13 protein-coding genes are annotated in these 10,845 nt (G+C 74.3%); 2 read left to right on the top strand and 11 right to left on the bottom strand.

The genetic code is table 11. The features are described 5' to 3' along the window. Positions 1-18: 18 nt before the first annotated feature. The 5 genes from E1283_RS22875 to E1283_RS22855 all read right to left on the bottom strand — a co-directional run bounded on the left by E1283_RS22875 (position 19) and on the right by E1283_RS22855 (position 5,002). Complete coding sequence (locus E1283_RS22875) at positions 19-564, bottom strand: hypothetical protein (RefSeq protein WP_132820003.1); 546 nt, start codon at positions 562-564, stop codon at positions 19-21. Positions 565-678: 114 nt separating this feature from the next. Beyond that, on the bottom strand, positions 679-1,371 hold the full coding sequence (locus E1283_RS22870; protein ID WP_132820002.1) for a class F sortase: 693 nt from the start codon (positions 1,369-1,371) through the stop codon (positions 679-681). Between the two features lie 238 nt (positions 1,372-1,609). After that, positions 1,610-2,632, bottom strand: a complete 1,023-nt coding sequence (locus E1283_RS22865) for an NUDIX hydrolase (RefSeq protein ID WP_132820001.1) — start codon at positions 2,630-2,632, stop codon at positions 1,610-1,612. A gap of 29 nt (positions 2,633-2,661) precedes the next feature. Beyond that, positions 2,662-3,627, bottom strand: a complete 966-nt coding sequence (locus E1283_RS22860) for an ROK family protein (protein WP_132820000.1) — start codon at positions 3,625-3,627, stop codon at positions 2,662-2,664. Positions 3,628-3,712: 85 nt separating this feature from the next. Beyond that, the gene (locus E1283_RS22855; protein WP_132819999.1) at positions 3,713-5,002 is read right to left on the bottom strand and encodes a DUF6986 family protein; all 1,290 of its coding nucleotides are present in this window, start codon (positions 5,000-5,002) and stop codon (positions 3,713-3,715) included. Positions 5,003-5,228: 226 nt separating this feature from the next. Between E1283_RS22855 and E1283_RS22850 the strand changes: the two genes are divergently transcribed. Beyond that, a complete protein-coding gene (locus E1283_RS22850) occupies positions 5,229-5,447 on the top strand; it encodes a hypothetical protein (RefSeq protein ID WP_132819998.1) in 219 nt (72 codons plus the stop codon). A gap of 44 nt (positions 5,448-5,491) precedes the next feature. Here the strand turns inward: E1283_RS22850 and E1283_RS22845 are convergent, their stop codons facing one another. The 3 genes from E1283_RS22845 to E1283_RS22835 form a co-directional block, all read right to left on the bottom strand. Further along, positions 5,492-6,454 carry an electron transfer flavoprotein subunit alpha/FixB family protein gene (locus E1283_RS22845; protein ID WP_132819997.1) on the bottom strand — a complete coding sequence of 321 codons (963 nt, stop codon included), beginning with the start codon at positions 6,452-6,454 and terminating at the stop codon, positions 5,492-5,494. Between the two features lie 49 nt (positions 6,455-6,503). Further along, positions 6,504-7,301: an electron transfer flavoprotein subunit beta/FixA family protein gene (locus tag E1283_RS22840; protein WP_132819996.1), complete on the bottom strand. Its 798-nt coding sequence runs from the start codon at positions 7,299-7,301 to the stop codon at positions 6,504-6,506. Between the two features lie 151 nt (positions 7,302-7,452). Beyond that, positions 7,453-7,788 (bottom strand): TlpA family protein disulfide reductase, encoded by a 336-nt coding sequence (locus E1283_RS22835; RefSeq protein WP_132819995.1) that lies wholly within the window; start codon positions 7,786-7,788, stop codon positions 7,453-7,455. Positions 7,789-7,993: 205 nt separating this feature from the next. Between E1283_RS22835 and E1283_RS22830 the strand changes: the two genes are divergently transcribed. Further along, positions 7,994-8,707, top strand: a complete 714-nt coding sequence (locus tag E1283_RS22830; RefSeq protein ID WP_132819994.1) for a lysophospholipid acyltransferase family protein — start codon at positions 7,994-7,996, stop codon at positions 8,705-8,707. 61 nt (positions 8,708-8,768) lie between these two features. On the opposite strand, the gene E1283_RS22825 is transcribed toward E1283_RS22830, so the two are convergent. From E1283_RS22825 to E1283_RS22815, 3 genes are all read right to left on the bottom strand, one after another. Then, positions 8,769-9,851, bottom strand: coding sequence for a threonine aldolase family protein (locus E1283_RS22825; protein WP_243745028.1), 1,083 nt, complete (start codon positions 9,849-9,851; stop codon positions 8,769-8,771). Further along, a complete protein-coding gene (locus E1283_RS22820; protein ID WP_132819993.1) occupies positions 9,830-10,603 on the bottom strand; it encodes an SDR family NAD(P)-dependent oxidoreductase in 774 nt (257 codons plus the stop codon). The genes E1283_RS22825 and E1283_RS22820 overlap by 22 nt, the downstream gene beginning before the upstream one ends. 49 nt (positions 10,604-10,652) lie before the next feature. Then, positions 10,653-10,845, bottom strand: a 193-nt coding sequence (locus tag E1283_RS22815; protein WP_243745027.1) for a DUF6421 family protein, incomplete at its 5' end; no start/stop codon positions are given.

Here is a 10,845-nt window from a genome sequence, read left to right as displayed (position 1 = left end):
GGTCGGGCGGGGGGACCGTCAGTTGTGCCGGCCGGTGCGGCGCCTGATGACCACCGCGGCGGCGGTGACCGCGGCCATCGACAGGCCGGCCCCGACCAGCAGCATGGTGTCGTCGTCCGACGACGAGCCACCGGCGCCGGCCTGCGCGCCACGGGTGGGCAGGGTGGTCGAGCTGGCCGTGGTGGACGCGCTGGCGCTCGGAGAGGCCGTGGGCGAGGCGATCGTGAGGGTGGCGTTGCCGGTCTCCGAGCCACAGGTGAAGGTGACCGTGAACTGGGCGCCCACCCGGGCGTCGGTGTCGACGGTGGTGCGCGCCGACTGGGTCTCGCCCGGCATGCCGAGGACGATCCGGTCGAACACCGCGGACTCGGCGGTGGCCTCGGACTCGGTGCAGCCGGTGACGGTCAGGTCCACCGCCCCGCCGGGCACGACCGTCTGCGGGGAGACGCTGAAACCGAAGGTGGTGGCCTGGGCCGGGGCCAGGGCGAGCGCGACGGGCGCGCTCGACGCGAGCACGATCGCGCTCAACCCGGTAACGGCCAGTGCGGTTCGCGGTGTGGTCATCGGAATGGCTCCTTCGTGAGAAGTGCGCGTCGCCCCGCATCCCGACGTTAGGCACGGGGTCGGTCGCGCACCGCCCGGGAGCGGCACCCGGGTGAGGGCACTGGGCCGTTGGCGTCACCGACCGTCCGTCAGCCGCGCGAAGACGACGACGTTCCCGCTGTAGCCGGTGGCCTCGTCGAAGGTGCCGCCGCAGGTGATGACCCGGAGTTCGGCGCCCGTGCCGCGGTAGACGTCCTCCGGCACGGAGCCCTTGTCGTAGACGACGATGTCGTAGACCGTGAACCGGGCGGTGCGGCCGTCCTCCCGGACGACCTCCACGGCGTCCCCCGGGCGGACGGCGCCGAGGCCGTAGAAGACGGCGGGGCCGGTTGCGTTGTCGACGTGGCCGACGACGACGGCGGCGCCGGCGGAGCCGGGCGGCGGGGCGCCCTCGTACCAGCCGGCCACGTTCCCGGCCTCCTGCGGCGGCGATTCGAGCCAGCCCTCCGGGTCGAGGCCGACCCGGGAGAGCGGGGCCGACACGTCGATGGCCGGGATGGTGAGCCAGGTGGGGACGGCGGGCGGCAGGGCCTCGGCCAGGGTGCCGTCGGGTGGCGTCGGGACGTGGCCGAGGCCCTGGCCGACCGCCGGTTGCGGAGGGCCGGCGGGCTCGTCCGCGCCGGCGAACAGCATGGTGACGCCGAGGAGCAGGACGGCCGAGGCCGCGGCGAGGGCGGCCCGGGCGGCCCAGCCCGACGGTTCTTCACCGTCGAACGGATCGGTGTGGGGGCCCGGCGCGGGCCCCGGTATGGAGTCCGGTATGCGCATGGCGGTCACCGCCGTGTGGGAGGGGTCCCCCGTCCGGGGCCGTCACCGCCACGCTAGAGCCGCCCGGGGCGCGCCGCGATTCGGCCACCACGCGGGTGCGCCCCCGCGCACCGGCCTACCGGCCGGCCCGACGTCGGGCGCGCTGCCGTGGCGTCCGCCGGCCGGGGTCGACCGGGTCGGACGGGCACCGGGTCCACCGCCTGCCGGGGTGGCCCGCCGTTCCCCCGAAGCGGGGCGTTCAGGCGCCGACCGGCACGCCGGCCTCCAGGTTGAGCGCCCGCCCCTGGGCACGGGCGCGCAGCGCCCAGCGCAGCCGGGCGACGCGGTTGGGCGACAGCAGCCGCTCGGCCTCCTCGGCGGTGGCGAAGCACCAGTCGCGCAGTTCCTCGCCCGGCAGCAGCAACTCCCGGGTGCGCTCCGGCGCGAGGCGGCCGCCGTCGAAGAGCAGCCGCAGCCCGCCGAAGTGGGTCGGGCTCGGCGGCTCCCAGTCGACGACGAGCAGCGCGGGTTCGCGCCCGAGGCTCAGGCCGAGTTCCTCGGCCACCTCGCGGAGGGCGGCCCTGGCCGGTGCCTCGCCCGGCTCCACGACGCCGCCGGGGAACTCCCAGCCGGGCTTGTAGGTGGGGTCGACGAGCAGCACCCGGTCCCGGTCGTCGAAGAGCAGCACGCCGGCGGCCAGCGTCTCGGCGCGCGGCGGCGGCGACTGCACGATCGGGCAGGCGCCCTCCCCCCGCTGGACGGCCTCGGCCAGCAGCTCGGCGGTCTGCCGCGGTGTCAGCCGCGAGGTGTCGACGGTGTGCGCGTCGGCGCCCAGCCAGCCGAGCGCCGCGTCGTACTGGGGCAGATGCCCCAGGCACCAGGTGCGCACCGCGTCCCCCTCGACGGCGGCGCGCTGGTCTATCCGGGCGCGCAGAAACGTTTCGCCAGGGCGGAGGAGGAAGTGCCGCACGGGGATCCGGCGGGCGGCGAGCCCGCCGAAGATCTCGTCCCTGTGCTCCTGGACCAACAGGGTCATGGGGGCGATCAGCGGGCCGGGAATCTCCGCGAGCAGGGCCACGGCGGTGTCCACCACGAGGCGCCGCCACGCCGGCAGGTCCTGCACGTCGTCCACCTGGGCAAGCCGCTCCTTGGGCAGCATCTTCCCGAGTTCGGCACCGACCTGGTCCGGGTCGTAGAGCGTGCTGCCCGGCAGCAGATGGAGCAGTTCCTGCGCCGCCGTGGTCTTGCCGGCGCCGAACGCACCGTTCAGCCAGATGATCACTTAATCCCCCTCCTTCTTCGCCCTTGCTGTCAGTTGCCCGCTTCCCCCCGGATCAAAAACGTATCCGGATCACTCCAGCAGGCCGCCGCCGCGCCCACCAGGCCGGCGTCCGTACCGAGCTGCGCGGGCGCCACCTCCAGGTTCCTGACGAACGGCAGGGTGGCGAACTCCCCCAGGGCGCGGCGCAGCGGGCCGAAAAGCACCTCGCCCGCCTGGCTGACGCCGCCGCCGACCACCACGGTCTCGATCTCGACCAGGGTGGCGGTGGCGGCGATGCCGGCGGCCAGGGCGCGGGCCGAGCGGTCGTACGCCGCCAGGGCGATCGGGTCGCCGGCCGCGGCGGCCGCGGCCACTCCGGCGGCGGTGACGTCGCCGTCGGGCTCGGCGGGCCGCCAGCCGGCGGCCAGGGCGTAGCGCGCGATGTTGGTGCCGCTGGCGATGCGTTCCACGCAGCCGCGCCCGCCGCAGGGGCAGAGGTCGCCGTTGAAGTCGACGCTGATGTGGCCGATGTGGCCGGCGTTGCCGGTGGGTCCCGGGCGGAGCCGGCCGTCGACGATCAGGCCGCCGCCGACGCCGGTGGAGACCACCATGCACAGCGCGTTGGAGCGCCCACGGGCGGCGCCGGTCCAGTGCTCGCCCGCGGCGATGGCGGCCCCGTCGCCGACCAGGTTGATCGGGAGCGCGCCGGTGGTCTTGCGGACGCCCTCGACGAGCGGGAACTCACGCCAGGCTGGGATGTTGACCGGGCTGACCGTGCCGTTGCGGGCGTCGACCGGGCCGGCGCTGCCGATGCCGACGGCCACGACCCGGTGCCAGAGCTCGTGTTCGGTCAGTTGGGTGACGACGTCGGTCACGGCCCGCAACACGTTCTCCGCCGACTCCCTGGCCCTGGTCGGGCCCTGGACGCGGTGGAGCAGGTCGCCGGTGCCGTCCACGAGGGCACCCGCGACTTTGGTGCCGCCGATGTCCACGGCGGCGACAAGATCAGTGGTCATGGGCAGGAAGCCTGATCTGTGCCGGCCCGGCTTGTCCAGTCGGATCACGGTGAATTGCGCTACGCGCCCGGCGGGGGCGGCGCGCTCAACCGGCGCGGCGGCCGGCCAGGACGGTGAGGCGGGTGCGGCTGAGGCCGGTGCGGTCGGTGACCTCGGCCGGGTCGAGGGCGCCGCAGTCCAGGCCGCGCAGCAGGAAGTCGCCGAGCGCGCGGGCGGTGGCGGGCTCGTCGAGCACGGTGGTGGGGGCGTCCTGCATGGCGGTGCCGGCGTAGGCGGCGAGGCGGGCGGCGGCGGGACCGAGGCCGCTGCGGTAGAAGGCGTAGACGGCCGCGTAGCGGGTCGGCAGGTGGCCCGGGTGCATGTCCCAGCCCTGGTAGTAGCCGCGGGCCAGGGCGCGGTCGACCAGGCGGTGGTGGAGGCGCCAGGCGTCGTGCACCCGGGCGGTGTCCCCGGTGGGCAGGACGTTGGTCGAGCCGTCGGAGAGGCGGACGCCGGTGCCGGCGGCCGCGACCTGCATGACGGCCTTGGCGTGGTCGGCGGCCGGGTGGTCGGGGGCCTGGTGGGCGGCGCTGATGCCGAGGGCGGCGCTGTAGTCGAAGGTGCCGTAGTGGAGGGCGGTGGCGCGGCCCCGGGCGGCGTCGATCAGGCGGGCGACGGTGGCGGTGCCGTCGGGGCCGAGGACGGACTGGCTGGTCTCGATCTGGATCTCGAAGCCGAGCCGGCCGGCGGGGAGGCCGGCCGCGGTCTCGAACTCGTGGCAGAGGGTGGCCATCGCGGCGACCTGTTCCGGCCGGGAGACCTTGGGCAGGGTGATGGCGAGTCCGCGCGGCACGGGGCCCGTGGCCAGCAGGGTGGTCAGGAAGACGTCGAGGGTGCGGATGCCGCGGTCGCGGACGTCGGCCTCCAGGCACTTCATGCGCAGCCCGACGAAGGGCGGCGCGGTGCCGTCGGCGGTGGCCCGGGCGACGAGCCGGGCGGTCCGGACGGCGTCGGCGTCCTCCTCGGCGTCGGGGCGCCGGCCGTAGCCGTCCTCGAAGTCGATCCTGAGGTCCTCGACGGGCTCCGCGGCCAACTTGGCGTGGACGCGTTGGTGGACGGGTTCGGCGAGGTCCGCCGGCAGCCCGAGGATCCCGGCGAACGAGGCGGCGTCGGGGGCGTGGGCGGCGAGCAGCGCGCGGGCCCGGTCGCCCCAGGTGCGGACGGTGTCGGCGGCGAGGCGGTCGGCCGGGACGTAGACCGTGTGTACCGGCTGGCGGGTGCCCGGGTCGCCCGGATAGCGGTGGGCGAGTTCGGCGTCGACGGAGGCCAGCGAGGCGGCGACGCCCGCGGTGACCGCCGCCGTCAGGGTGGTCGTCACCGGTGTCCGCTGCGCCATCCGCACCACTCCGCCCCGCGCGATTCAACATTGCGTTGAAGAATTCGGTGGACAGAAGCTAACCGGCGACCGACCCGCAACACAACAGCCCGCACGTCATGCCCCGTTCACGGCAGCGCGGCCGATCGGCACGAGGGGTTGACGGAGCGGCAAAGGGCGTGTCACGCGGTTGGCGGACGCTGGTGGCGCCGGGGGAAGCCACGGCGGTCAACCAATGGAGGAGACCATGGAGTACTACCAACTGCTGGCCGGACTGGCCATCGGTCGGCTCAACGACGACGACGGCAGCGGGCCGCCGCCCGCGGTGCCGGGGCACGAGCTGGACCGGCGGGCGAGCCGGCGGGCCGACGCCCCCTCAGGCACCGAGCTCGCCGCCGCGAAGCGCCGGCGGCGCGGCCGGTTCCGGGGCAGGACCCGGGGGGCGACGCCCGCGACCGTCACCTGAGGAGGGGGACGGGGCGGACGCCGCCGAGGGCCCGTGGGGCTGGCTCAGCCCTTGCGGGCCCTCACCTCGTCGGTGAGGGCGGGGACGACGTCGAAGAGGTCGCCCACCACGCCGTAGTCGGCGAGCTCGAAGATGGGGGCCTCGGCGTCCTTGTTGACGGCCACGATGGTCTTCGAGGTCTGCATGCCGGCGCGGTGCTGGATGGCACCGGAGATGCCGACCGCGATGTAGAGCTGCGGCGAGACGGTCTTGCCGGTCTGGCCGACCTGGTGGGAGTGCGGGTACCAGTCGGCGTCGACGGCGGCCCGGGAGGCGCCGACGGCGGCGCCGAGGGTGTCGGCGAGCGCCTCGATCAGCGCGAAGTTCTCGGCGCCGTTGAGCCCACGGCCGCCGGAGACGACGATGGCGGCCTCGGTGAGCTCGGGGCGGCCGGTGGACTCGCGGGGGCTGCGGGAGACGATCCGGGTGCCGGTGGCCAGCGGGCCGAAGGCGACGTCGAGCGGCTCCACGGCGCCGGCCGCCGGCGCGGCCTCGACCGGCGCCGCGTTGGGCTTGACGGTGATGACCGGGGTGCCCTTGGCCGCGCGGGAGGTGGTGGTGAAGGCGGCGGCGAACACGGACTGGGTGGCGACCGGACCCTCGTCGCCCTGGGCCACGTCGATGGCGTCGGTGATCAGGCCGGAGCCGACGCGGACGGCGAGCCTGGCGGCGATCTCCTTGCCCTCGCCGGAGGAGGGCACGAGGACGGCGACCGGGGAGACCGCCTGGTAGGCGGCCTGCAGGGCGTCGACCTTGGGTGCGACCAGGTAGTCGGCGAACTCCGGGGCGTCGGCGGTGAGAACCCGTGCGGCGCCGTGCTCGGCGAGCACCGGGGCCGCGGCGTCGGCGCCGGGGCCGAGGACGACGGCGACCGGGTCGCCGAGGCGGCGGGCGAGGGTCAGCAGCTCCAGGGTCGGCTTGCGGACGGCGCCGTCCAGGTGGTCGGTGTAGACGAGGACTTCAGCCATGGGATGCGTCTCCAGCGGGAAGGTGCGGGCGGTCGGCGGGTGGCGGCGGTCAGACGAACTTGCGCTCGGCCAGGAACGTGGCGAGCCGCTTGCCGCCCTCGCCGTCGTCGGTGACGATCTCGCCCTTGGTGCGGGCGGGGCGCTCGGTGGCGGACTCGACCACGGTCCAGGCGCCGTCGAGGCCGACCTCCTCGGCCTCGATGCCCAGGTCCTCCAGGTCCAGGGTCTCCACGGGCTTCTTCTTGGCGGCCATGATCCCCTTGAACGAGGGGTAGCGGGCCTCGCCCGACTGGTCGGTGACGGAGATGACGGCGGGCAGCTCGGCCTGGAGGCGCTCGGTGGCGGCGTCCCCGTCGCGACGGCCGGTCACCTTGCCCTCGGCGACGGACAGTTCGGAGAGCAGCGTGGCCTGGGGGACGGCGAGGCGCTCGGCGAGCAGCGCCGGCAGCACGCCCATGCCGCCGTCGGTGGAGGCCATGCCGCAGACGACGAGGTCGTAGCCGGTGTGCTCGATGGCCTTGGCGAGCACCAGCGAGGTGCCCATGACGTCGGTGCCGTGCAGGTCGTCGTCCTCGACGTGGACGGCCTTGTCTGCGCCCATGGACAGGGCCTTGCGCAGGGCGTCCGTCGCGTCCTCCGGGCCGACGGTGACGACGGTGACCTCGGCCTCGTCACCACTCTGCCGCTGGCCTTCGGCGATCCGCAGGGCCTGCTCGACCGCGTACTCGTCGAGCTCCGAGAGCAGCCCGTCCACGGCTTCCCGGTCGGTGGTCAGGTCGTCGGCGAACCGTCGGTCGCCGGTGGCGTCGGGCACGTACTTCACACAGACAACGATCCTCAGGCTCACGCCGGCTCTCCTACTGCTATCGGTCCGCACACAGGGGCAAGGGCAAGATCGACCCGGTTGTTACTGGCCAGTACAACCAAGGTTATCCCCCACAGGCAAGCATGTCTCACTGTGACCTTGCCTACGTGCGTATTGTCGGACCGGGGCCCGATCAGTCGGTGATCGCCGCGCCCAGGGCGGCGACGACGTCGGCCTGCCGCGGCTGACCCGCGGCCCGACGTACCACGCGCCCGTCGGCGTCCAGCACGAGCACCATGGGGGTGCGGGAGATCCCCAGGGCCCGCACCAGGTCGAGCCGGGACTCGGCGTCGATCTCGAGGTGCGCGACGCCGTCCACCGTGGCCGCGACGCCCGCCAGGATCCGGCGGGTGGCCCGACAGGGTTGGCAGAACGCGGTGGAGAACTGCACCAGCGTGGCGCGCCGACCCAGCGGTCCCGCGCCCAGGAACGCCGCGTCCAGGCGCTCGGGCGGTGTCGGTTCGCTCATCGTCGCTCTCGCCCTCCGCTTCCCGGTTCCGTGCTCCACGACGGCCCCCTCGCGGTGGGGCAGCACCCGGCGGGGCGGTTTCATTCCCGCCGTGGTGGCTCGACGACGCCTGAGGACTGGCGATTCTGCCGGCTTTGGGGCACGATTCGGCGGCGCCGCAAGTTACGCAGGCGTAGGTTCGAGGAACAGAAGAGGGGCCCTCCGCATGCCAGAGTTCGTTTACCCGCCGGTCGTCGCCGCCGCGCGGACGATGTTCAAGGCGCTCGACCTGCGCTTCGACATCGCCGGTAGCGAGCATGTGCCGCGTACCGGCGGCGCCGTGCTGGTGAGCAACCACATCGGGTACCTGGACTTCGTCTTCGCGGGATTCGCGGCCCGTCCGGCCCGTCGGCTGGTGCGCTTCATGGCCAAGGAGTCGGTCTTCAAGCACCGGGTGTCGGGTCCGCTGATGCGGGCCATGAAGCACATCCCGGTGGACCGGGCGCAGGGTGAGGCGTCCTTCCGGCACGCGCTGACGGCGTTGAGGGACGGCGAGATAGTGGGGGTCTTCCCCGAGGCGACCATCTCGCAGTCGTTCACGCTGAAGAAGTTCAAGTCGGGAGCGGCCCGGATGGCCCAGCAGACCGGGGTGCCGATCCTCCCGGTCGCACTGTGGGGCACGCAGCGGCTGTGGACCAAGGGCCGCAAGCGGGATCTGGGGCGCAACCACTTCCCGATCACCATCCGCATAGGCTCGCCCATGGCGGTGGATCCGGACGAACCGGCGGCGGCGGTCTCTGACCGGGTGCGGGACCGCGTCCAGGAGCTCCTGGAGTCCGCGCAGAGCGCCTATCCGGCCACTCCGCGGAACGCGGAGGACACATGGTGGCTGCCGGCGCACCTGGGCGGCACGGCCCCGCCGCCGGCGCACGCGGTCTAGGCCCTGTCCTGGCCCGCGGGGTTCGGCGCCGGGTGGCGCGGAACCCCGCGGGCCGGGTGGGCTAACGAGCCAGCTCCTCGCGGAGGGCGGCGACGAAGCCGTCGACGTCCTCCTCGGTGGTGTCGAAGGAGCACATCCAGCGCACGTCGCCGGCCGCCTCGTCCCAGAAGTAGAAGCGGTAGCGCTTCTGGAGGCGCTCGCTCACGTCGTGCGGAAGCCGGGCGAACACGCCGTTGGACTCCACCGGGTGGAGAATCCGCACCCCGTCGACCGCGCGCACGCCGTCGGCGAGCCGGCGGGCCATGGCGTTGGCGTGGCGGGCGCCGCGCAGCCACAGGTCGCCGGCGAGCAGCGCCTCGAACTGCACGGAGACGAAGCGCATCTTGGCGGAGAGCTGCATCGACAGCTTGCGCACGTGGCGCATCCGGCGGGCCACGCCGGGGGTGAGGAGCACGACGGCCTCGCCGAAGAGCATGCCGTTCTTGGTGCCGCCGAAGGACAGTACGTCGACGCCGACGTCGGTGGTGAAGGCGCGCAGCGGCAGGTCGAGGGCGGCGGCCGCGTTGGCGATCCGGGCGCCGTCCAGGTGGACGGTCATGCCGCGCTCGTGCGCGAACTCGCAGATGGCGCGGATCTCGTCGGGGGTGTAGCGGGTGCCGAGCTCGGTGGTCTGGGTGAGCGAGACCACCTGGGGTGTGGCGCGGTGCTCGTCCTCGAAGCCGAACGCCTGCCGGGCGATGAGCTCCGGTGTCAGCTTGCCGTCCGGGGTCGGCACCGTCAGGAGCTTGAGGCCGCCGACGCGCTCGGGGGCGCCGCACTCGTCGGTGTGGATGTGGGCGGTGTCGCCGGTGATGACGGCGCCCCAGCGGTCGGTGAGCGCCTGGAGGGCGACGACGTTGGCGCCGGTGCCGTTGAAGACCGGGTAGACCTCGGCCCGCGGGCCGAGGTGGGCCCGGAAGACGTCCTGCAGGTGCTCGGTGTAGGCGTCGGCACCGTAGGAGGGCTGGTGGCCGCCGTTCGCCAGGGCGAGGGCGGCCAGGATCTCCGGGTGGGCCCCGGAGTAGTTGTCGCTGGCGAAACCGCGGACGGCCGGGTCGTGGTGGCGTGTCGCGTCGGTGGTGGTCAGGGCTGGGGGGTGAGCCACAGTCGGGTTCCGTTCACTTCCTCGGTGGGCTTGGACCAGAGTTGGCCGATCGACTCGGCCAGGTCACGGACGTCCGTGAACCCGGCGAATCTGGCGTCCGGTCGCTCGGCGCGCATCGCGTCGTTGACGAGGGCCTTGACGACGACGACGCTCGCGGCGGCGGACGGCGGGCCGCCGTCCCCGGTCTTGCGGAAGCCGTCGGCCAGGGCCAGGGTCCAGGCCTCGGCCGCCGCCTTGGCCGCGGCGTAGGCGGCGTTGCCCGCGGTGGGGCGGGCCGCGCCCGCGGCGCTGACCAGCACGAAGCGGCCGTTGCCGCTGCGGGCCAGCGGCGCCTCGAAGGCGAGCGAGGTGTGCTGGACGGTGCGCACCAGCAGGTCGTGGAGGAGGTCCCAGTCGGCGAGGTCGGTCTCGGCGAAGGTGGCCGAGCCGCGCCAGCCGCCCACGAGGTGGACGAGCCCGTCGACGCGGCCGTAGTCCTTGAGGATCTTGGCGGCCCAGTCGCGGGTGGCCGCGAGGTGGAGCAGGTCGACGGTGTCGCCGATGACGGTGGCGCCGCCGTGCGCGAAGCGCGCCGCGTCGACGCCGGAGGCCAGTCGTTGGGCGTCCGCGTCGGCGGCCACGACGATCGCGCCGGCCTGGGCGAGGCGCAGCATGACGGCGTGGCCCGCGGCGCCGCCGGCGCCGGCGACCGCGACGACGGCGCCTTCGAGCGGGCCGCCGTTGCGGGGGGCCCCGGGAGTGGTGGTGCTCATGATGTTCGCCTCCTCGATGGGTCCATCATGCCCCGCCCCGGCCGCGGGCTCACGCCGCGTCGGCGGCGGGGGCGGCCGCGGTGATGCCCCGGGTGGACTCGACGACCTTCCTGAGCTTCCTGGCCAGCGCCTCGTAGAACAGGCTCAGCGGGAACTCGTCGGGCAGCACGTCGTCGACCAGCTTGCGGGGCGGGAGGCTGAGGTCGAGGGCGTCGGGGCCCTTGGCCCAGGTGGAGCCGGGG

The sequence above is a fragment of the Streptomyces hainanensis genome (genome assembly GCF_004348415.1).
Lineage (GTDB): Bacteria > Actinomycetota > Actinomycetes > Streptomycetales > Streptomycetaceae > Streptomyces > Streptomyces hainanensis.
Note: the sequence above shows the minus strand (reverse complement) of the source record. Positions and strands in the feature narration are given on the sequence as shown.